Source organism: Granulicatella sp. HMSC31F03 (assembly GCF_001807725.1).
Taxonomy (GTDB): Bacteria; Bacillota; Bacilli; order Lactobacillales; family Aerococcaceae; genus Granulicatella; species Granulicatella adiacens.
Genome location: NZ_KV790849.1, coordinates 30,728 through 52,513, shown reverse-complemented (window position 1 = coordinate 52,513; position 21,786 = coordinate 30,728). Strand labels below are relative to the sequence as shown.

Below are 21,786 nucleotides of genomic sequence, written 5' to 3'. Positions count from 1 at the left end.
CACAAAAGAAATTGCGCTTTTTTAAATGTTCTGGTACATTGTAGAGAATCAATGAAAAGGAGCAACTTTATGAAATTTGATTTTAAACAAATCGGAATCTTTTCCGGTAGCATCATTCTTCTTTGTGCACTATTCGTGAGCGTCACCAGTGGCTTCTCCTTTCTACACTTTAGCAACGCTTTATTTATGTGCGCTTTAGTTTTCTTAATGCTAGGCCTCTTCGCCTACTTAAGTCGTACAGATTTTTTGAAATCATTCTCTCGTCGTCTCTCTTCTGAAACAGAAGGAAAAAAATGGATTGTTTTCTCCTATTCTTCTGTCATTCTTTTTCTGGTAGTGGCTACTGTTTTAGGGGCGCTATCCATCTTTATCGGCCTCTTTTTATAAATGACAAAAATCCGTGTACAAAGTGAGTACACGGATTTTTCTATAATCTCTCTGAAGCTTTTTGTTCAGCTTTCTCTTTTTCAATTTCTTCTCTTAATTCAGGAAGAATCTGAGTGAAATCCATTCGAATTTCTTTTCGAAGAGAAGGCTCAACTTTACGAACAAAATGGAAATTAGATAAACGTTCCATCACACTTTCTACTTCATCTTTGTTCACATATAAGTAGATATATTTCAAACGCTTTGAAATATAATGAATATTTCCAAATCGCTTCAATTGTTTAATTGGTTTCAATGTATACAACCAAACAACGAGTGCTTGTCTTTCTTGTTGTTCCATTCTTTCTCCCTTCTACATCGCTTTTAATTCTATTGGTTGTTGTTCTTCTTCTGGAGTCGCTTCTTCTTTTGGAGGAGTTGGTTCTTTTTGTTTTTGATCATTTCGAATAGCCCAAAGCACAAAGCCCACCCCTACACTAGAAGCTAGGAAGCTAGAGCCTCCATAACTGATAAGTGGCAGTGGAACCCCTGTTAACGGTGCAAATCCGACTAGCGCCCCGATATTAATTCCGGATTGAATTAAAAATAAAATCGCTACTCCATAACATAAGTATTTTGCAAACAGGCTTCTACACTTGTTTCCTTTATAGATCATCGCAATAATGAACCCTACAATGGCCAGCATCAAGACGAAAATAACAACAAACCCAAGTTCTTCCCCAACAATAGCCAAGATAAAGTCCGTATGAGCTTCTGGAAGGAACCCCGTTTTTTGAACAGAATTTGATAAACCTGTTCCAAACCAATTTCCTCTAGATAATCCTAGAAACCCTTGAATGGATTGATATCCAGAACCTGTTGCATCCGACCACGGATTATGAAAAGATGTAAAACGACTGACTTGATAGGCTTTTAGTCCGATTTTTTCAAAAACAGACGAATCTAAATACGTAATTCCATATAGAAGCGCAAAAACTGCACCCCAGGAAGCTAATGCACGATTAGAAACACCCGTCATTAACCCTAGTAAAAGGGCCACTGCAACAACAATTATCCCCGTCCCTAAATCGGGTTGAAGCATAATCATTCCAAAAAGGAAGATAGTGACAGCAGCTGGGACTAAATAGAATCTCCAATCTCGTTTACTTCTTTCATTCTTACTATATAAATAAGCAGAAATCCAAATTACAAATAGTTTTACTAATTCTGACGGTTGCAAATTAAACACTTTTAAGTTAATCCAACTCTTTGCCCCATTTATTCCTTTCGTGAATAATACGACAACCAGTAGTATAAAAATGACCCCAAAAGTAGCGCCCATCACTTTTTCGCTCTTCATCCATTTCTCTGGAAGAATGGAAATTCCTAGCGCCAATAGCACCCCAAGGACGATATATAAGAGCTGTTTTACCATAAAAGCTTCGGAGTTTCCTTGATTGACTAAAGCATAATAACTACTTGCGCTATAGACCATAACTAGTCCAAATACAGAAAGTAATACATATAACCCCATAATTAGCGGATCTACTTTTATGAGGCGTTTCATTTTTTCATGAAAATTTAACACGAGAGTCCTCCTCTACTTTTGGTACGTTTCTTCATAGATTTGGGTATACATATCATTTAAAGCATACTCCAAATCCGCCATAATTTTATGTCCTTCATTTGCATGGATTAAATCCATCGCTACAGCAAATTCTACTTGTTTTGATAAACCGAATAATTGTGTGTCGATAATCTCTTCGAAAGCAGGGCATTTCGCCAAGCAAAGATGTGTTTTTTGTTTTGAAATCAGTTGATAGATTTGTTTTGCATTTTCTTTCAACTGAACTAAAGCAGGATTTTGAGTCATCTCACATTCCCCTTTCCGTTATGCATATACTATTCTAGTATACTTGCATCTATAAAAAAATACCACTAATGCAAGTGGAATTTACTGAAAATTTAGAGTTCGCTGTGATGGACTGATGATTCCTCTTCGCCTAACGGATTGCTTCATCATCACTGTAACGTTGCACCGGTTCGAGCCACTAAGTCTCTCACCTTTAAATCCTCAAACAAGGCGTATGAAATAAATTTCTACGCCCTGTAATTCGCTTTAATACATATCACGTTACTGTGATTATAGAATCCGTTAGTCTTTGCGGAATCATCTTTATACAGCAAATTATTTTTTGTATTCTACTTTTTAGTAGTTTTTCTGTGCAAGTAACTAAAAGAGAATTCTATCTTTCCATCTAGCTAAAACTGTGCTAGTACTAACTCTTATTTATGGTTGTACAGAAAATCTTTTATGGAGCTCTTACTAGGAATTGCCATACACGCTTCCTTTCCACTAAGGCTTCTCTATGACGAAAACAAAAAAAGCTATTACGAAGTTCTGCTCGGAATCTATAGTAGCAACAATAGCGAGTGTAACTGATGTGAATTAGGGACTCTAGGGGTTTCCCGTAGAGTCCCTTTGAGGCTCAGTAGTGAGTGAGACTAAAAGGCTCACCCCGGTACAGCTATTGTCGCTACTATGAAGAGTTCCGTCAGAACAGAGTAATAGCTTATCTACTTATTTATTTTCCGGTCCGATCATAGAGAGGCCGACACGACCTTTTTTGAGGTCAAGCTCCGTCACCCACACTGTTACGATATCTCCAACCGCAACGACATCACTTGGATGTTTCACGAAGCCTTTTTTCAATTTCGAAATATGCACAAGACCGTCTTGTTTCACACCAATATCGACGAATGCGCCGAAGTCCACTACGTTACGAACGGTTCCTTCGAGTTCCATTCCCACTTGTAAGTCTTCCATCTTCAAGACATCGCTTCGTAAGATTGGGCCTGCGACTTCCTCACGTGGGTCACGTCCTGGTTTCAATAATCCATCCATCACTAATTCCAGTGTTTCTTGTCCGATGCCAAATTCTTCTTTTAATTCTTTAGTATTAAGGCCTTTAAGAGCTTCTTCTAACTCTGGTGAACCCAACGCTAATTTTTCGGCATTGGCTTTTTTCAAAATGGCTTTAGCGACATCATAAGACTCTGGGTGAATGTCGGTACCGTCAAATGGGTTTGTTCCATCGATGATTCGCAAGAACCCAACGGCTTGCTCGTAAGCTTTTGGCCCTAAGCGAGGTACTTTCTTCAATTGCGTACGGTTTGTGAACTTGCCGTTTTCGTCACGGAAAGTGACCACGTTTGCTGCGGTTGTTTTCGTTAATCCTGCAATGTGCTCTAAGAGAGCGGCACTAGCCGTATTCACATTTACCCCAACCTTGTTCACGGCTGTTTCAACAACAAAGTCTAACTGCTCATCTAGTTGTTTTTCCGGAACGTCGTGTTGGTATTGTCCAACCCCAACAGCTTTTGGATCGATTTTTACAAGTTCTGCAAGTGGGTCTTGCAAACGACGAGCGATGCTAACTGCTGAACGCTCTTCAACTTGGTAATCAGGAAATTCTTGACGGGCTATATCGCTGGCAGAATAAACTGACGCTCCTGCTTCGCTGACGATGGTGTAAACAACTTTGCGTGGGATTTGTTTTAATTGCTCTGCCACAAATTGTTCAGACTCACGGCTAGCCGTTCCGTTTCCAATTGCCACAAGTGTCACGCCATATTGTTCCACGATGCGACGGAATTGTCCGCCTGCTTGAGCGCGTTTGGCTTCTGAAGCTCCTACGTGAGGGTAAATCACAGACTTACCAAGTACTTTTCCTGTTTCGTCGATTACCGCTAATTTACATCCTGTACGGTATGCTGGGTCGAGTCCTAAGATGACTTGGCCTTTCATTGGCGCTTGTAATAATAGATTCTTCAAATTCTCCCCGAAAATGGCAATCGCTTGCGTTTGCGCCTTTTCACTTAATTCATTACGGATTTCGCGTTCGATAGCTGGTCCGATGAATCGTTTGTAGCTTTCTTCAATCGCGCCTTCAACAATCGCAGCTGACGGCGAAGAAGGATTTTTGATTTTCTCTTCTTTAATCTTTGTAAGAGGGTTTGTCACGTCGACTTCAATCGTCACGCGGACTACATCTTCTTTTTCTGCACGGTTAAGGGCAAGCACACGGTGAGGAACGATGGATTTCACTGGCTCTTCGTAGTCATAGTACATTTCGTAGACTTTCTTCTCGTCGAGCTCTTCCTTCTTCACGACAGACTTCACGATTCCGTTCTTTTGCGTAAATTGACGTAATTGTTTACGGTATTTCGCTTCATCGGAAATCCATTCAGCGATAATTTCTACGGCACCGTTAATTGCATCTTCGACCGTTAGAATCGCTTTTTCTTCATTGATAAAGGTTGCTGCTTTTTCCTCTACAGAATCCTTTGTCGTCATGAGTAACCATAATGCAAATGGCTCTAATCCGGCTTCTTTAGCAATCGTTGCCTTTGTGCGGCGTTTTTGTTTATACGGACGATAAATATCTTCCAACGCTGTTAACGTTGTCGCCTTGCTTAACGCAGCCGTAATCTCTGGCGTGAGTTTGCCTTGCTCGTCAATCAGACGGCTAATTTCTTCTTTCCGTTTTTCGAAGTTTTCCAAATACCGTTGGCGCTCTTCGATTTCACGGATTTGCACCTCATCTAAAGAACCGGTTTGGTCTTTACGATAACGTGCAATAAACGGTACGGTGTTGCCATCTTGCAAGAGGCCTAATACCGTATCGATTTGTTTTGGTTTATATTGAGTGAGTTCTGCCTTCACAAGCGCTACGGAACGCTCGTAAGCAGTGATTTCAGTTGTTTGTTCTGTCATAGTCAACTCCCTTTCTGTCTTCTCTATCCTATCATGAAATAAAAGGAAAAGCACCTAAGCAAAAATGCCTAGGTGCCTGATTATGGCTAAAGTTTAAAAAGGTTTGTTCACTTTCAGCTGATTTTGACTCTTATAGAAGAGCTAAAATAATGAAGTTAAGGATGAATAATCCTGTAGCGACCCATAAAATTGGGTGAATGTCTTTTGATTTACCAGTAATGACTTTCACTAAGCAGTAGAAGATGAATCCTGCTGCGATACCGTAAGAGATACTGTAGCAAAGTGCCATGAAGATGCCGGCAAAGAACGCTGGGATCGCTTCGTCCAACTCGTCCCATTTCACATCAGCGAATGAAGAAAGCATCATCACCCCAACGATAATTAACGCTGGTGCTGTCGCTTCTGCAGGAACGATGCCCACGAATGGTGCTAATAAGGTTGATAATAGGAATAGACCTGCTGTTACGACTGCTGTTAAACCAGTACGTCCACCAGCTCCGATTCCGGCTGCACTTTCAACATAGGTTGTAGTGTTAGAAGTCCCAAAGATAGCCCCAATAGAAGTCCCAATCGCATCTGCGAATAAGGCTTTATCCATCTTAGAAGAGAACCCCGAGCCGTTTTCAAGTTGACGTTCGTCTTCTTCAGAGAAGATACCCGTTTTACGACCTGTACCGATGAAGGTTCCAAGCGTGTCAAATGTATCGGATAAGCTGAATGCGAAAATTGTCATTAATACTAATGGTAAGCGCGCTGGATTAGAGAAGAGTTTCACGATTCCTTCTGAACCAAAAGCGGCCATGAATGTTGTGCCTAAATCATTGAACGCTGCTCCAAGAGAGTTGCTTTCAAAGCTGACTTTTGATAAATCGACAACACCCATTGGAATCGCTAAAAGTGTTGTTAACACAATCCCGATAAGGATAGCTCCTCGAACTTTTTTCAATAATAAGAATACGGTGATAATTAAACCAATCACTGCAAGGAGGGCTCCTGGAGACGTGAAGTTTACAAGTGATGGAACAATCCCACCGTTTGAGTTCACGCTGAACACGCCGCCTTTGTATGCTTCTGTTGCGACATTATACGTAACGCCGTTTACTTGAGTAATGGTTTTTGAATCAGAAAGGAATTCTAATAGGTTGGCGTTTTTTAAACCAATATAAGCGATGAAAATCCCAATCCCGCCCCCGATGGCATGTTGCATACTGACCGGAATGGCTTTAATAATCATCTTACGAACTTTTGTTACTGTAATGAAAATGTTGAATAAACCACAAATAAATACCATTGCTAATGCTTCTTGCCAAGTGAATCCAAGGCCAAATACAACTGTAAATGTAAAGAACGCATTCAACCCCATCCCTGGTGCTAATGCGTAAGGAACGTTTGCGAAAAGACCCATCACTAATGTGCTGACAACTGTTGCGATAATCGTTGATAAGAAGACCGCTTGGAATGGCATTCCTGTTTTACTTAGAATGTTCGGATTGACAAAAATAATGTAAGACATCGCGAAAAATGTCGTTAACCCTGCCAAGAATTCAGTAGTTACCGTCGTGCCGTTCTCTTTCAGTTTAAAAAACTTTTCCATTAATTTTCGAACCCCTTTATAAAAGAATGAGTGATGAATTTAGTATACAGAAAATTTAATAGAAAAACAATATAGGTGTCGAACTATTTTAAACATCATTTATTTTATTGTTCGTTATTTTGTTTAACGTATTTATTTTATAGCCTTTATAAGTAAATAGAATTCATGATTTATCGAACATTAAACTACATCATCCATTTTTCTCTATAGTTTTTAAACTATAGAGACAACAAAAAAGAAGCAGCCCAAAGCTACTTCTTTCTATACTTGATTATTTTTCAGATTTCCAAACTGGGAAATATTGTCCAGGACCGATTTCATCCATTTTTTTAGCAACATCGTCTGTTTGGTATAATTCAACGATTTTTTTATAAACTGGGTTGTCTGCATCTTTTCCATTCACAACGATAATGTTATAACGATCTTTTGGAATCGTATCTAAATGGTTTGCATCTGTAAAGATGTTATCTTCAATCTTCAATCCAGCATCTTGAGCCATTGAACCATTGATAGAAGCTGCATCCACATCTTGTAACATTTGAGGAGCTTGAGCAGATTCTGCTTCGATGATTTCTAAATTACGAGGGTTGCTTGTAATATCTGCTAGTGACGCCTTTGTTCCAACGCCCTCTTTCAATGTAATTAATCCTTCAGTTTGTAGCGCTACTAATGCACGACCTTGAATCGCTACCTCTTTAGGAACTAAAACTTTAGCTTTCTCAGGTAAATCTTTTAATGATTTATATTTTGTTGAGAAATAGTATAAAGGTGTGATGAAAGTTGTTCCGATTTCTTTTAAATCGCTCCCTTTATCTTTGTTCCATTGCGCTAAGTATGCACGGTGTTGGAAGGCGTTCATTTGAACTGAACCTTCTTCTAAAGCTGTATTTGGTAAAACATAGTCGTTCATTTCTACAACTTCGATATTAATGTTTTCTTTCTTCGCCTTTTCAGCAACATAATCCCATAATTCATGGGCTGCACTTCCGACAACTGCAACTTTAACCGTTTGAGCTGCTTCAGTAGTAGATTCCTTTACTTCTTCTTTTGATGTTTGACTGCCACATGCAGCTAATGTGATCGCCGCAATTGCCGTTAAAAATAAGTGTTTGATTTTCATTGTTTTTCCTCCAATAATTGTATTTATTATTTTTCATCAACCTGTATTGTCTACCCATTCCCCCTCATTTTTTCGAACACAATAAAAAAATCCTCTGCCCAAAATGGACAAAGGACGATCATTTCAATAATACCGTGTTACCACCTTTATTCGTTCATTCATCACTGAATAAACCTCAATCGATTCCATTGATTCTTCTTTGAAATCGTGTCGCTATAACGGGCGCCCCGTACTTTCCTTACTTCACAAGCTCAAAAAGTCCACTCAATGGCCATTTTCATCTTCTTATCACTACTTGGTTTCACCAACCCCAAGCTCTCTACCAATGCCTCAAAGATTACTTTCCATCTCATCGCGTTATAGATTGAATTATACAGCTATTCTCTAATATGTCAACGGTTATCTATGAAGTAAAGACACTTTTTAACAGAAAAGACACTAAAAACACAAATCTGCTCATAAAAAATCCTCGAGAAGCTATTTTAAATAGCCCCTCGAGGAAAATTTCGTTTTCGTTATCAGCAAATGCTGTATAAGAATTATTTAGAAGATGTTGTTGTTGAATCAGCTGCATCTAAGAAGTTCTTCAATGCATTTTGTAAGCTTTCATCAGAAATTTTCACGTCAGCACCTTTCAATAAATCCACCATTGTTTGGTGTAAGTATGCTGAATCTTTTAATTTTGCTTGTAACATTTCATCTTCCATTTGAGATTTCACTTCATCAAATGGTTTCTTCTCACCTTTGTCTAACATCTTAATAATGTGGTAACCGAATTGAGTTTCAACTGGAGTTTCTGTGATATCTCCTACATTTTTCAAGTTGTAAGATGCTTCAGAGAACTCTTTCACCATATCTGAACGTTTGAAAGGTCCGATTTCTCCACCTTTAGAAGCTGTACCTGTATCGGCAGAGTTTTCTTTTGCTAATTCTGAGAAATCAGCGCCATCTTTTAATTTTTGAATTAATTCTTCTGCTTTTGCTTTTGCAGCTGCTTTTTCTTCATCAGAAGCGGTTGCTTTAGCAGCAATCAAGATATGTTGTACTTTGATTTGTGGTTCCCACTCATCGTAGTATTTTTTAATATCTTCATCTGTAAATGCTGCAGCCTTTTTAACAGCAGCCGTCATTAATTTGTTTAAGTAAATAGTTTGACGGTATGCATCTACTGAAGCGATTCCGCTTTGTTTCAAAGCAGCTAACATGCCGTTTTCACCACCATATTGAGCTACTAATTTAGCAACTTCTTGTTCAGCATCTTCTTTTAATTTTTTAGAATCTTCTACTGATCCTTCTAACACTTTTGTTAAGACTAAACGTTGTAAAGTTTGTTCCCCAACGGTATCTTTCATTGCATTCACAAATTCTTCTCTTGTCACATTACCATATTTTGTAGTAGCAATTGTTTCTGAATTCGTATTATTTGAGCAAGCTGCTAATGCTAAAGTTGAAGCAAGCACTAACATTCCTGTGAATTTTTTCTTCATAAAATTCCCTCTCCTATTGGTTTCTTTTTTAATCGATGGTATTAATATACCATAGTTCTAAACTCTTTCCTAGTTTTCTAGTCAGGTCTTACCTTTTCTTAACTTTCTTTTGAACTAAAAAAGAGCCGGGTCTAGTAAGCCCGACTCCTCAAAAAGTTAAGTTAAGTTCTATTCAGTGATTATTGTAATACTCGAATAGTAATTGTACGACGTCCGAAGTTATAAACATCATTTAAATTCACTAAGTGAACGTCAATTCTGTTTCCGTAAATCGCGCCACCTGTATCTGCAGCACGGAAAATACCGTAACCTGGAATTTCAACATATGATCCTAATGGAATGACACTTGGGTCAACCGCAATCACATTTGGTTCATTCACAAGGTTTGTTCCATCAGCAGTGTAGCTTGATAAACCAGCTTCATTATATGAATAAGCAGTAGCTTCTACTGTTAAGTAGTAGCCATTTTGGCTTGATGAAGCAGCTTGAGTCGTTTGAGCAGCTTGTGTTGTTTCAGTTGCTTGAGTTGCTTGTGCAGTCTCATTGCTTGCTGAAGTTGTTGCTTCTGACTTCTCTACTTCTTTAACTTCTTTGTTATCTTGAACACGGTAAGAATGTTCTTGAGAGCCATTATTGACAGTCACTTCTTTTTGGTCTGCTGAGAAGCGTAATACTGTTCCTGGGTAAATAAGGTTCGCATTTTGAATCTCGTTTACTTGAACAAGTGAATCTAGTGAAGCGCCTGTTGCTTCAGAGATTACTGATAAAGTATCTCCCCATTTAATTGTGTACTCTTGTACCCCTTTGTCATCTTTTTTCACATCTTGTTTTACTTGTTCAACAGTACGTGCTGTCCATTCTACTTCATTTGCACTTGCTGAATTTGCTGTAAAACCTGCATAGCCAAATAGTGCAAGTGATGCTGTCACCATCATCAATCGTTTCTTGATTGGTTTCATATTTTCCTTTCCGACTTTTGACTCTTTTATAGAATTCAAAAATCTCGTTCGCATAAATTTTTTGAGCCGCGAACTTAATGAATGCAATTATGTTACCATGAAAAAAAATGAAAGTGTTGATTTTACGCCCTTTGTTAAGGTCACTTAATTTTTTTGACTTTTTCTGATGTTATTATTACAAACAAATGACAAGAACATATGTTTCTGCAATATTCGATATCTTCCTGTAACGTTTTCGTAGAACTTTCTTAGATTCTTAGTCATACTTTTTTCATTTATTACATCATTTTTGGCTCTTTTCAAAGAAAAAATCGCATTAAATCGAATATTACATCAAAAAAACCTTCCTATTTAACAGTAGGAAGGCTCTTCATTTTCTTTAATTTACATGATTCAATTCACTCATCTGAATCGTTTGATCGATATTTTCTTTTAAGGCTTCAGGAAGATGGTGTGTTACCCATAGAACGGTCACGCTCTTATCTTCTAGGATAGGTTTCAACACCTCAACCGTCGTCTTTTCATCTAAGTTGGAGCTGACCTCATCCAGTAAGAAGACTTTTGGTTTTTTTATAAGTCCACGTGCAAAGGCAATTCGTTGCAACTGGCCGCCGGATAAATCTGTATTTTTGTCTCCGATAACTGTATCCAACTGATTCGGTAAGGCTAGAACAATTTCTTTTAACCCAACTCGTTCTAAGACTGTAAGGAGCTTATCATCCTCAACAGGCTTATCGAAACATAAATTTTCACGAATAGTCGCGCTAAAGAGATGAGGTTTCTGGCTAATATAACAAATTTTCTCGTACAAGATTTCAGGCGACGCAGAATTAACATCAATCCCATCTACAATAATTTCACCAATATAACCACTTAATTTGCCACTAATTAGATTCATTAATGTCGATTTACCACTACCACTTTCACCTAATAATACGTATTTTTTATTTTCGGTAACGTTTAGTGATATATCACGTAGAATAAGCTGGCTCTGATATGAAAACGAAAGATTATTAATTGCAATCATTGTTTCCTGTTTCTCTTTTGAATTAGAGGACTCTTTTACTGCCCCTTCCTTTAATTCCTTGAACCGATTTAATAATGGCTCTGTACTTTGAATCATAGCAACGTATTGACTAATATTGGCTATCATATTGAAAATGGTTGAAGCTAAGGCCGTTGTAGTCACAATGCTTCCTACACTCATTTCTGATTGCAAGATTAGATATCCTGTTAGCAAAAAAATAGACACTTGACTTATCACATTTCCTACTCCACCAGCAATTGCTACTTTCGCTAGAGTTTGGCTATAGCGGCAATGAGTACCTCCTAATTGAGTGGATTGGTTATTGATTTTTCCCAAGAAATAATTGAACTTTCTAAAAACAAATAGGGTTTCATATCCACTTAGCAAATCTGAAACTGTTTTTGAAAATTCCTCATTCGATATTGCTACTTCTTCTGTTTTGCTAGATAGCTCTTTCATAAACAACTTTGGTAAATAGGAGAGACAAACAATCAAGACTAATGTGGCTACAATAAGTGACCAATGAAAACACGCCAACGCAATCATCGATAATAGGACAGAAATCATCCCTGCAATAAATTCTAACCCAATGGAGATTCCTTTTTTCTCAATTTGATCGATATCACTGGTAAACCAAGAAATATATTTCTGGCTATTTTTACTATAAAATTCCTCATAACTTGTTTTAGAAATAGCTAACGCAATTCGGTTTCGTAAATACGTGGCAATTTTCTGTGTAACGAATGCCTTATAACGAATCATTCCATATTGAAACAACAAGAAGAATACAAATATCGTAATTAATATAAGGCCGTTTTGAAAAAAATGTTCAAAATCGGATTGTACTAAATTATCAACTAATTTTGTATTCATTAAACTGGTCGACAAATTCAATCCTTCTATAATGATATATAAGAATAAACAAGCTATAATTTCTTTTTTGAATTTTCGTGCTATCTCAATCATTATTCTTCTTCCTTCAAATAGATTCGTTCGAACAAATTCAGTATAATTCTCTCCCCTCTTTTGCCATAAAAAGTAATCATATCGTGTTACTTGTGATTTAACTGCTCTGATAAAAATTGACGATATAACTTTCCTTTATGATTTTCTTCAAAATCATAGAAGAATTGAATAGATTTAAGGCATAACTTTTCTCCGTCCGTTTTTTGATTTCGCTGAATCATTAATATCCCTTTGAAAAATTGTGCAGACATTTTTTCCGCATAAAATCCTTCTCTGTTTAATAATTGCTCAATTTCTCTTAAAATATCATCTCCATATTTAGAGCCTAGAAGAATGTCTTTCAATAAAATATTCAATAATAATTTCGATGCAATTTCAATATATCTTCTTTCTGAAGAGAAGTGATTCTTTTTCTTTCTCAACAAATGAACAAATTGATGGTTTTCTTCAGGAGAAAAGAATATTGTGAAATTCCCAAAAAGCTCGATTTCATACAACCCCCAATTCTCAATATCAAATAAGTAGTTTAAAATCTGACGCTTTGATATTTTCGACAATGTTTGCCCATCCATCTCTGCAAGAAATGCTTCCATAAGAATTTTGTTATGTAAATGCCTTATATTCTTATTTTTTTCGAACGCCTCTTCTTCGCGTTTTTTTAACACTTCCCATAAATACGCATCATTTTCTTTTTTTGCTTTGATGACTTCATTCAAAAATTCTTTCTGGCTATTCTCTCCTTGAAACAATTCCTCAAACTCACTAAAATAAATATTCATTCGTTCTAGTAATCGAAGGAATGTTGAATCATTAACTTGACTCTCCCCTCTTTCATAACGAGATAAAAAATTCTTTGATAGAATTCCTTCTGCAAGTTGCGATTGAGTAAGATTCTTAGACAATCGTAATTTTTTTATGAAATAACCATTATTTTCCATTTCTATTCTGCCTCATTCCAACAATACTGTGATTTATATCTATTATAAATTTCCAAAAGTTACAATTCAATATAAGGAATATGAAAGGAGGAAGTTTGTGATGCGAAAATTTTTGGTCGCAACTATAATTATTACTGGGGTTATAATGGCAGTATTTGCTTCAAATGCCCTAAAGCATAATGTTTCTTTGAACTCATATGAATTATTTGAAATTATCAATATTCGCGGGGGAGATTAATAAAGCAAGCAAAAAAGAGACTTCTACAGTTCATAGAAAGTCTCTTTTTAGTTTTAGTAGATTCTTATAACTCACTCATCTGAATCGTTTGATCGATTGTTTCTTTCAAGTCTTCAGGAAGATGGTGCGTTACCCATAGGACTGTCACACTCTTATCTTCTAAGATTGGCTTCAACACCTCAATAGTTGTTTTTTCATCTAAGTTGGAACTAACTTCATCCAGCAAGAAGACTTTTGGTTTTTTTATGAGTCCACGCGCGAAGGCAATGCGTTGCAACTGGCCGCCAGATAGATTTGAATCGCCATCGCCTAGAACGGTGTCTAATCCTTGTGGCAAGTTTCGTACGATCGTGGCGAGTCCGACTTTTTCAAGGGATGCCCAAACTTCTTCGTCCGTATACTCTTCTGTGAGCGTTACGTTTTCGCGAATGGTTGTCGTGAAGATATGTGGCTTTTGGGCGATATAGACCATTTGACGATATAACTCATCATAGGATTGTTTCTTCACATCGACCCCAGCAAATTTTACTTCTCCTAAATACTCCGTTAATTTAGCAGCGATAATATTTAATAGCGTTGATTTCCCTGTTCCGCTTTCACCAGTAATCGCGTATTTTTGTCCTTCGTTGAATCCAAGAGACACATGATTTAAAATCACCTTTTCTCCGTAATTGAAAGAGACATCTGTTACTTCAATTAACGTATGAGAATCTTCTTTATCCACATTCTCATTATTTTGCGCAGACTCAAGTAGTTCATATTTTTCAAAGAGAGGAGCTGTACTTTTAATCGAACCGATTTTCTGACTGATATTTCCAAGAACATTAAAAATGATTCCGCTAAGGCCTGTTGTCGCAATGATACTACCGATACTCACTTCTCCGATATAGGCTAGATATCCTGTTAAAACAAAGACAGAAACTTGGCAAAATAAATTACTAATTCCACCACTTACGGCAACTTTTGCCATTGTTTTACTAAAATCTCGTTGTGTATCTCCAACTTTGACAGATCTTTCATGGATTTTTTGAGTCAAATAGTTCAATTTTCTAAATACGAATAAAGTATCGTATCCACTTAATAAGTCCGAAACATGTTTTGAAAAATGCTCGTTTTCTTCAGATGTTTTCATCGTTTTAGCTGTTAACTCTCCAGAAAACAATGCGGGTAATACTGCCATCAAAATAATACAAAAAGCGGTTAATAATACAATAGACCAATGATACATAAATAGCGCTACCGCAGAAAATACAGCAGAGATGGCTCCCCCAACGACTTCAACCGTAGGCGTAAAAGCTTTTGTTCTGATTTGTTCCATATCGCTTGTAAACCAAGAAATATAGGTTTGACTATTTTTCTCATAAAAGCGTTCATAAGAAGTGTTCTTTATGGCATGACTAATTCGATCTCGTAACCAAGTAACTACCTTTTGTTCAAAGAACGCTTGATAGCGAATCAACATATAGGTAAACAACAAATATAAAGCAAAAATTGCGACTAAAAGAATCGTCTCACGGATAAACCCGTTCATATCCATTTTTACTAAATAGTCTAAAATCTCTGCATTGACAATACTTGTTAATAATTGAGAGGTCGCAATTAATGTTAAAATCGCAATAGTCACGAACACCTCTTTTTTAAATTTTTGGAAAATCACCTTCATCTAAATCTCTCCACTTCAAATTATTATGCTCATAGTTTAACATCGTCTTAATCTAATGTGTATAGGACTTTGGACGGAAAATAAAAGAAAAGTGAGGATTTCTTAGTTCCTCACTTCCTTATATTTTTTAGTCTTATGCCAATAAACAAAATGGAGAAGGCCACTCCTACAATAGCTCCTATCACAAGCGGTACTCCCTGTTGTAGAGCTGGTAACAAACTAATCGGTAAAATAGTCCCTAACGAATATCCTCCAATACTCAAACATCCAAGAATAAAGAGGACAATCGTCGATACCATCGTATCTTTAATCAAAGAAAAGAGCAGCATCTGTGCAATGAATAACCCAACAATTGCTAATAATGGATATCCGATCGCCAGTAGAATCCCTTGAATCGCTGAAATAAAGATTGTTTCCCCATTAGAAACATACGATACAGGAAACAAAAAAACATTCTCTTGAATTAGGAATCCATAAGCCACAAAAGGCAGAATCACCAGCAGACTAGGAAAAGCATAAAAGTATTTCAAAGAATAGAGCGTTTCTGCCAATAATTCTTCTTTATTAGAAATTGGCACTACTTCTAGTAGCGTTCGGTGCCGTTGTTTTCTTTCTAAATATCCCCCTACTTGCACAAGGAAAAAGAAGACAAGGATACCGTAACCAAGAAGTTGGAAAATCGTCTGTATAAAATCACCATACTGGTAATAGGTTTGGTAGGATATCTCTTTTTCAACTAAATAATGGAATAATTGGAGTTTAGCTTTAATCTGCATAGGACTCTCTAGCGAATCCGCCCATTCTTCTGGGGCACGCCTTAGAAGAGATTCCACCAATTCCAATCGCTTTTCATAAATCGGAAGTAGCCGCTCCGTTTTCCCCTTCACTGTATAAATCCCATTTTCTTGCGCATAGGTTTGATAGAGCGCTTGAAAAGTAGTATCCATCTCTTTCTTTGTATCTTCATCAATTGTCACTTGGTTCTCAAACGAATCTTTCAGATCATCTATCTGAGCAAATTGTCGTTCTATCACATCTCTTAAGGCCGGTTTCCCTGTAACGCGATGATATCCAATGACAAGCGTGGCAACTACTAAGATAAGAAGCGGTATCTTATAGAAAAATCCTCGTTTTTTTAAATGCATTCTATCTAACTGAACCCATCTACTCATACCGAACCCCCTCGTATCTGACGCTCTTGCCAACAAGAAGTTCCAACCGTGAATAAGAAGAACACGAACGCTCCTACAAGTAAACTGGCACATCCGTTTGAAATCGTAAATGTACCTGTCGCATAAAAATCATCTTTCATTCCTTGGATGACAGAGCCAAAGTTCACATAATACAGTGGCAACTTGTCTGCAAAAGAAGGATAAATCTTCATGGAACGGAAGATAGGCTCTGCCCAAATAACCATCAGCCCTGCGATGAACCCTACCATCTTATTTCTACTCAACTGATTACACCATGCGACGAGATTGATTAAGAATAGGAGAACACACGCTGCAAAGAGTAGGACAATCCCGATAAATTGAAACGGAAGCATGAGAACCTCCTCTTCCCCACGAAATACAAGTAACGGCGAAGTGAGGGCGTCCCAGCCAAAAGATACACTCTGTACTAGGGAAACTACAAATAAAACAAGAATTACAAGCGCCATGTTCACCAGCCAGTAACTACTGATTTTTTGTAATAAATATTTCCACTGACGAATCGGCTTCACCCCTAATATACTTCGATGCTTCCAATCGTCTAAAAGGATAGGACTGATAAATAGTAGCAAGATTGAAAATAGAACTGGCAACCAGTAAAGCATCGGTTCATTATATTTTGTCCATTCCATCCAAAAAATTCGATTCTGCATTTGTAAAATATCGTCTAATTGATAGCGACCCTTCTCCTCTAAAGAACGAAATTCCATTAAATATTGTTTGACATTTTTATACTCTAACTGTTCCTGCTTACTAGGATTAAATCCAATTGTATTGTAAATCGGAAGGGGCGATTGTTCTTTATCTCTTAATTCAAGTCGCAACTCCCAAAAATGAATCTGTTCTTTTATATAAGTTTTATAATCTTGGTTTTGAAACGCTGTTACTGCACGATGATAAGCAACGGCATCCTCTAACCATTTTTCCTCTGTTTCCGTTAAACTTCTTTTCTTAGCTTCCTCTTCATATTCATTGATTAGTATCAAATGAATTTTATCTCCTTGATTTAAAGTGGTATTCAAAAGTTCATTGAGAGAAGATTTTTGTTGAAAATTCATCACAAGAAAAATAACCATCAGCACTACACAACCGATGAACTGAATTTTCATTAATCGATTTCGAACAATCAACAGTAATTGTGTTCTCATTCTAGCTTCTCCTCTCTTTTTCAACTTTTGAATGTACTATCCGTACAGTTCTTTATAAAGGGCGTAGCAACCTTTTGCACCAATCTTAATTTCACTACATTGATGGATGTTTTCTAGTATCCACTTCCATATTTCTTTTGGAAACTCCCCATCCGTAAGGTGAATGCTAATTTGTCTTCCTTCGCGATTCATTATTTCTACTTCTTTTGAAAATTGCTCTACAAACTTTTCGAAATACACTTTTGAAATAAAGGTCAATTGAAGTGTATCGATGCCTTCTTTTTGCGGTGAATATTCCAATGCGATTCGTTTCTCTTTCATAAAATAAATCTTGTCGGCAATCGAATCGAGATTGTTCAGTAAATGAGAGGCCATCACAATTGTTTTTCCTTCATCCCGTAACTGTATCAATACTTTAGAAATCAATTCCACATTATCAGGATCTAAACCGTTCATCACTTCATCCACAAGCATGTAATCTGCTTTTGTAACCAGCACCAATGCAAAACAAAGACGTTGCCGCATCCCGAGTGAATACCCACCCACTTTTTGATGAATATAGTCTTCCATTTTCAACTGCTCTATCACAGTTTGAACAGTTCCAGAAGCTACCTTCCACATCGAGGCATAGAAATTCAAATGTTCGATTCCATTTAACTCATCGTATAATTCAGATTGATCCGGCATCTTCACGATATGTTGTCTCATAAATAATGGTTCGTTTGTATAATCCTTCCCTTGATAGCACACCGAAATGCCATTATTTCTTAAGTGTCCAGACAGTATTTGGATAAGCGTAGATTTCCCTACTCCATTTGGTGCTACTAGCCCAATAATCTGAGATGGTGGAAGATGCAAGTCAATCTGATTTAGAATCTCTTTTTTTCCATATGAAAAATTTTGAATATGAACTTCTAGCATTCGAGCGACTCCTTCCTGTACTTGTATCTTAATTTAACCGCTTTCTTTGTTAATATTATAGCAAATTTTCTTTTGTAAAATAGAGTTCTTTTGTAGATTTCAATCAAATTCCAATAAAAATATCTGCTATTATTTGATTTTTGCACACAAAAACCACACCTCTCTTCTGAAGTGTGGTTCATCTATTTTATTATGCTTTTGTTTTTTCAGCGCGGTCACGTTTCATTTGGCTTGAACGTAATTGTCCGCAGGCTGCTTCGATATCATGTCCGAATTCTTTACGAACGACACAGTTGATGTGGTTTTTCTTCAACACATCGTAGAAGGCAACTACGCGTTCTTTTCCACTTCGTTCGTATTGGTCATGCTCTCGAACTTTGTTATAAGGAATTAAGTTCACGTATGAAAGACGTTTCTTGTCCGCAAGAAGATCAGCTAATTGTTGTGCTTGTTCCACCGAATCATTCACGTGATCGAGCATGATGTACTCGAAGGTTACACGACGATTGGTTTTAGCAATATATTCATTAATCGCATCCATCACGACTTCAATTGGATATTTACGGTTAATACGCATGATACGAGAACGTGTATCGTTATCTGGCGCGTGAAGTGAAAGTGCAAGGTTGACTTGTAATCCTTCGTCAGCGAACTCACGAATCTTTGGAGCCAAACCACTGGTAGACACAGTGATATGACGAGCCCCGATTCCAAGCCCTTTATCAGAGTTCACAACTTTTAAGAACTTGATGACATTATCGTAGTTATCGAATGGTTCCCCAATCCCCATAACTACGATGTGACTAACGCGGTCCCCAGGAGACACTTCGTCTAAAGTACGTTGCACGTGCATGACTTGCGCTACGATTTCCCCTGCAACAAGGTCACGTTGTTTTGCGATAATTCCGCTGGCACAGAAAGTACATCCGATATTACATCCTACTTGTGTGGTCACACAGATAGATAATCCGTATTCTTGTGGCATTAATACCGTTTCGATTAAGAGGCCGTCTGCTAATTCAAAGAGGAATTTACGTGTTCCGTCTGTTGATTGTTGTTTGATACGTTCGTTTAACACTGGGAATGTGAACTCTTCTTGTAACTCTTCAATCAGTGATTTTGGCAAGTTTGTCATTTCTTCAAAACTGGTTACACGTTTGCGGTAAAGCCAATCCCATAATTGTCCTGCTCTGAATTTCTTTTCGCCTTTTGCTTCAAACCAAGCAGTTAGTTCTTCTAGTGGCATGCCGTAAATAATCGGTTTTCCTTCATATTGACGAACCACTCGTCCAATTTTTCTAACCATATTTAATCCTCTTTCCTATACTTGAAATGCTCTAACGATTGTTTCTCTATTCGCATGAGCGCTTAATAACACCGATAATTTCACACGAGCCTTTTGTCCGCTAAGCCCAGTTGTGAAAATCACTCCTGCTTCACGTAGCTGTTTGCCCCCACCTGAATAATTATATACATCGTACGTTACACCGTTAAATGCACGGGATACGAGAACGACTGGAATTCCTTTATCCAAGCAACGTTGCAACCCAGGAAGTGTCGTTGGCGGTAGATTCCCTGCCCCAAGAGCTTCGATGACTAATCCATTAGCATCTGAATCGGCAATGGCATCAAATAACATCGAATCCATTCCAGCATACGCCTTCAATAAGTATACCTTATCCACGAGTTCTTTAATTGGATAATATTCATGATGTAAGAACTTTTGGAAGTAAATAACTTCACTCTTTGACACTAAGCCAAGCGGTCCAAAAGTGGGTGTTTGGAAAGTCGCAACATTTGTAGTATGTGTCTTTGTCACATACGTTGCTGCATGGACTTCATCGTTCATCACGACAAGAACGCCTTTATCTACACTCTCTGGACTCGTTACCGTAATAATGGCACTGCGTAAGTTCGCTAAACCGTCCGCTCCGATTTCATTGCTGGAACGCATCGCTCCGGTCAATACAATTGGGAAGGTTCCATCTGTTGTCAACTCTAAGAAATACGCGGTTTCCTCTAAGGTGTCCGTTCCGTGAGTTACCACAGCTCCGTCAAAACCATCCTTTTGTGCTTGGACGATTCTCTTTTGAACTTCCCACATTTTTTCTTCCGTCATATGTGGGGATGGTAAGTTAAATAAGTCCTCTACAACGACACTTGCGATCGGTGCGAAAAGAGTATCTGAGTTTGTTAATGGATTTGTTCCTGTTGGTGTTACGCTGCCCGTTGAGCGGTCTTCACTCATAGCAATCGTACCACCAGTATTGATGACGATAATTTTCTTCATGGTGCTACTACTTTCTTTCATTTTCTCTTTACATAGGATACCACAAAATAATAAAAAGTGAAGAAGTATTTATAAATGAATACACATAAAATGATGATACCTTCGAAATTTAAAACGCGAAGTACGGAACAAGTCCCTACTTCGCGTAATTCACATTCTATTTCTTTTTCAACATAAAAAGCACTTCAATTTAGAGTTAGTTCTCCTGATTCCAAAGTATACTGTTTGTTATATACGTGTATATTCTTCGGAACTCTATGAGCTATCTCTATAAATGGAATGTTATCCTTTATAAGAAGTTCTCTAATCATCATCGTTGTATCCTCATCAATGGCAGAAGAAAACTCATCTAATAGCAGTAATTGGTATTTTCTAAGTAATAGTCGGCCTAGGCAAATTCTAGCTTTCTCTCCTCCAGAAAGTGACTCATCAAGATTTACTTCTGAGTTATGTAATCCTAGTCTATCCACTAAATAACCTAGTCCCACTTTTTGAAGAACAGAAGTAACTTCACTATCAGAATAGTCTTCCCCTAAAGAGAGATTAAATTTTAATGATTCATAGAAAATCCTTGATTCCTGGGTAAAGAAGCCAATATGTTTCTTCAAATCATCTCCTGAAACTAATTGTCTATGAACTCCATTATACTTCTGCACACCAACTTCAGATACATGCACTCCATATAGTAATTCCAAAAGTGTAGATTTCCCAGAACCTGATGGCCCCATAATTAGTATCCTATCATTCCCATTCATTTCTATATTAATTTTCTTTAATATAGTCATTCCATCAATTTGAACAGTGCACTCTTTTAACTCAATTGGAAATACCGTACTGATACTTGATTTGCTTTCTAAATGAGTCCATTCAAACTCCGTATACTTTTCCACTCTTTCGATTACAGGAATTATTGAATTAAATCTTTGATAGTAATCTATTGCATTGAGTAACGGGCTAACAATACGATCACTCGCTAAATAAATTGCAATAACTGTGGCTAACTTAGTGTCCCCAACAATAACTAAATATACCCCAATAGCTAGCGGTACAAATGAACTTAATCCTGAAAGTAAGTTTGCTA

At 37.4% G+C, this 21,786-nt stretch carries 19 protein-coding genes and 1 other annotated feature; of the genes, 2 read left to right on the top strand and 17 right to left on the bottom strand.

What is annotated here, in order from left to right:
• Positions 1–69 precede the first annotated feature (69 nt).
• On the top strand, positions 70–387 hold the full coding sequence (locus tag HMPREF3106_RS02860; protein WP_049554336.1) for a hypothetical protein: 318 nt from the start codon (positions 70–72) through the stop codon (positions 385–387).
• A gap of 40 nt (positions 388–427) precedes the next feature.
• Here the strand turns inward: HMPREF3106_RS02860 and HMPREF3106_RS02855 are convergent, their stop codons facing one another.
• The 10 genes from HMPREF3106_RS02855 to HMPREF3106_RS02810 form a co-directional block, all read right to left on the bottom strand.
• Positions 428–727: a YlbG family protein gene (locus HMPREF3106_RS02855; protein ID WP_005607343.1), complete on the bottom strand. Its 300-nt coding sequence runs from the start codon at positions 725–727 to the stop codon at positions 428–430.
• Between the two features lie 12 nt (positions 728–739).
• Positions 740–1,954 carry an FtsW/RodA/SpoVE family cell cycle protein gene (locus tag HMPREF3106_RS02850; RefSeq protein ID WP_246827507.1) on the bottom strand — a complete coding sequence of 405 codons (1,215 nt, stop codon included), beginning with the start codon at positions 1,952–1,954 and terminating at the stop codon, positions 740–742.
• A gap of 12 nt (positions 1,955–1,966) precedes the next feature.
• Positions 1,967–2,239: a DUF1507 family protein gene (locus HMPREF3106_RS02845; protein WP_070437729.1), complete on the bottom strand. Its 273-nt coding sequence runs from the start codon at positions 2,237–2,239 to the stop codon at positions 1,967–1,969.
• Between the two features lie 708 nt (positions 2,240–2,947).
• The gene (locus HMPREF3106_RS02840; RefSeq protein WP_070444329.1) at positions 2,948–5,143 is read right to left on the bottom strand and encodes a Tex family protein; all 2,196 of its coding nucleotides are present in this window, start codon (positions 5,141–5,143) and stop codon (positions 2,948–2,950) included.
• Between the two features lie 130 nt (positions 5,144–5,273).
• The gene (locus tag HMPREF3106_RS02835; protein WP_070437723.1) at positions 5,274–6,737 is read right to left on the bottom strand and encodes an NCS2 family permease; all 1,464 of its coding nucleotides are present in this window, start codon (positions 6,735–6,737) and stop codon (positions 5,274–5,276) included.
• A gap of 271 nt (positions 6,738–7,008) precedes the next feature.
• Positions 7,009–7,857, bottom strand: a complete 849-nt coding sequence (locus tag HMPREF3106_RS02830; RefSeq protein ID WP_049555001.1) for a MetQ/NlpA family ABC transporter substrate-binding protein — start codon at positions 7,855–7,857, stop codon at positions 7,009–7,011.
• Positions 7,858–7,964: 107 nt separating this feature from the next.
• Positions 7,965–8,219: a binding site (T-box leader), on the bottom strand.
• Between the two features lie 177 nt (positions 8,220–8,396).
• The gene (locus tag HMPREF3106_RS02825; protein WP_005607355.1) at positions 8,397–9,344 is read right to left on the bottom strand and encodes a peptidylprolyl isomerase; all 948 of its coding nucleotides are present in this window, start codon (positions 9,342–9,344) and stop codon (positions 8,397–8,399) included.
• 179 nt (positions 9,345–9,523) lie between these two features.
• A complete protein-coding gene (locus tag HMPREF3106_RS02820) occupies positions 9,524–10,303 on the bottom strand; it encodes a 3D domain-containing protein (RefSeq protein ID WP_246826958.1) in 780 nt (259 codons plus the stop codon).
• A gap of 379 nt (positions 10,304–10,682) precedes the next feature.
• On the bottom strand, positions 10,683–12,296 hold the full coding sequence (locus tag HMPREF3106_RS02815) for an ABC transporter ATP-binding protein (protein WP_070444327.1): 1,614 nt from the start codon (positions 12,294–12,296) through the stop codon (positions 10,683–10,685).
• A gap of 86 nt (positions 12,297–12,382) precedes the next feature.
• Positions 12,383–13,234: a helix-turn-helix domain-containing protein gene (locus tag HMPREF3106_RS02810; protein ID WP_070444326.1), complete on the bottom strand. Its 852-nt coding sequence runs from the start codon at positions 13,232–13,234 to the stop codon at positions 12,383–12,385.
• A 97-nt stretch (positions 13,235–13,331) separates the two neighbouring features.
• Between HMPREF3106_RS02810 and HMPREF3106_RS09525 the strand changes: the two genes are divergently transcribed.
• Positions 13,332–13,472, top strand: a complete 141-nt coding sequence (locus HMPREF3106_RS09525; protein ID WP_168160689.1) for a hypothetical protein — start codon at positions 13,332–13,334, stop codon at positions 13,470–13,472.
• A 64-nt stretch (positions 13,473–13,536) separates the two neighbouring features.
• Here the strand turns inward: HMPREF3106_RS09525 and HMPREF3106_RS02805 are convergent, their stop codons facing one another.
• From HMPREF3106_RS02805 to HMPREF3106_RS02775, 7 genes are all read right to left on the bottom strand, one after another.
• Complete coding sequence (locus HMPREF3106_RS02805) at positions 13,537–15,135, bottom strand: ABC transporter ATP-binding protein (protein ID WP_070444324.1); 1,599 nt, start codon at positions 15,133–15,135, stop codon at positions 13,537–13,539.
• 110 nt (positions 15,136–15,245) lie between these two features.
• Positions 15,246–16,307 carry a hypothetical protein gene (locus HMPREF3106_RS02800; protein ID WP_070444322.1) on the bottom strand — a complete coding sequence of 354 codons (1,062 nt, stop codon included), beginning with the start codon at positions 16,305–16,307 and terminating at the stop codon, positions 15,246–15,248.
• Positions 16,304–17,494 carry a hypothetical protein gene (locus tag HMPREF3106_RS02795; protein ID WP_049555310.1) on the bottom strand — a complete coding sequence of 397 codons (1,191 nt, stop codon included), beginning with the start codon at positions 17,492–17,494 and terminating at the stop codon, positions 16,304–16,306. The genes HMPREF3106_RS02800 and HMPREF3106_RS02795 overlap by 4 nt, the downstream gene beginning before the upstream one ends.
• Positions 17,495–17,530: 36 nt before the next feature.
• A complete protein-coding gene (locus HMPREF3106_RS02790) occupies positions 17,531–18,415 on the bottom strand; it encodes an ABC transporter ATP-binding protein (protein ID WP_070444320.1) in 885 nt (294 codons plus the stop codon).
• Positions 18,416–18,605: 190 nt separating this feature from the next.
• Complete coding sequence (gene rlmN / locus HMPREF3106_RS02785; RefSeq protein WP_048709914.1) at positions 18,606–19,721, bottom strand: dual-specificity RNA methyltransferase RlmN; 1,116 nt, start codon at positions 19,719–19,721, stop codon at positions 18,606–18,608.
• Between the two features lie 15 nt (positions 19,722–19,736).
• A complete protein-coding gene (locus tag HMPREF3106_RS02780) occupies positions 19,737–20,705 on the bottom strand; it encodes an asparaginase (RefSeq protein ID WP_070444461.1) in 969 nt (322 codons plus the stop codon).
• Positions 20,706–20,890: 185 nt separating this feature from the next.
• The coding region (locus HMPREF3106_RS02775; RefSeq protein ID WP_168160688.1) for an ATP-binding cassette domain-containing protein at positions 20,891–21,786 on the bottom strand (896 nt) is incomplete at its 5' end.

Coding starts and splice junctions, on each gene's coding strand:
- HMPREF3106_RS02840 (WP_070444329.1), bottom strand. CDS start 5,143: ATGACAGAACAAACAACTGAAATCACTGCTTACGAGCGTTCCGTAGCG.
- HMPREF3106_RS02820 (WP_246826958.1), bottom strand. CDS start 10,303: ATGAAACCAATCAAGAAACGATTGATGATGGTGACAGCATCACTTGCA.
- HMPREF3106_RS02795 (WP_049555310.1), bottom strand. CDS start 17,494: ATGAGAACACAATTACTGTTGATTGTTCGAAATCGATTAATGAAAATT.
- HMPREF3106_RS02780 (WP_070444461.1), bottom strand. CDS start 20,705: ATGAAGAAAATTATCGTCATCAATACTGGTGGTACGATTGCTATGAGT.
- HMPREF3106_RS02835 (WP_070437723.1), bottom strand. CDS start 6,737: ATGGAAAAGTTTTTTAAACTGAAAGAGAACGGCACGACGGTAACTACT.
- HMPREF3106_RS02825 (WP_005607355.1), bottom strand. CDS start 9,344: ATGAAGAAAAAATTCACAGGAATGTTAGTGCTTGCTTCAACTTTAGCA.
- HMPREF3106_RS02810 (WP_070444326.1), bottom strand. CDS start 13,234: ATGGAAAATAATGGTTATTTCATAAAAAAATTACGATTGTCTAAGAAT.
- HMPREF3106_RS02860 (WP_049554336.1), top strand. CDS start 70: ATGAAATTTGATTTTAAACAAATCGGAATCTTTTCCGGTAGCATCATT.
- HMPREF3106_RS02830 (WP_049555001.1), bottom strand. CDS start 7,857: ATGAAAATCAAACACTTATTTTTAACGGCAATTGCGGCGATCACATTA.
- HMPREF3106_RS02845 (WP_070437729.1), bottom strand. CDS start 2,239: ATGACTCAAAATCCTGCTTTAGTTCAGTTGAAAGAAAATGCAAAACAA.
- rlmN (WP_048709914.1), bottom strand. CDS start 19,721: ATGGTTAGAAAAATTGGACGAGTGGTTCGTCAATATGAAGGAAAACCG.
- HMPREF3106_RS02855 (WP_005607343.1), bottom strand. CDS start 727: ATGGAACAACAAGAAAGACAAGCACTCGTTGTTTGGTTGTATACATTG.
- HMPREF3106_RS02790 (WP_070444320.1), bottom strand. CDS start 18,415: ATGCTAGAAGTTCATATTCAAAATTTTTCATATGGAAAAAAAGAGATT.
- HMPREF3106_RS02815 (WP_070444327.1), bottom strand. CDS start 12,296: ATGATTGAGATAGCACGAAAATTCAAAAAAGAAATTATAGCTTGTTTA.
- HMPREF3106_RS02805 (WP_070444324.1), bottom strand. CDS start 15,135: ATGAAGGTGATTTTCCAAAAATTTAAAAAAGAGGTGTTCGTGACTATT.
- HMPREF3106_RS02800 (WP_070444322.1), bottom strand. CDS start 16,307: ATGAGTAGATGGGTTCAGTTAGATAGAATGCATTTAAAAAAACGAGGA.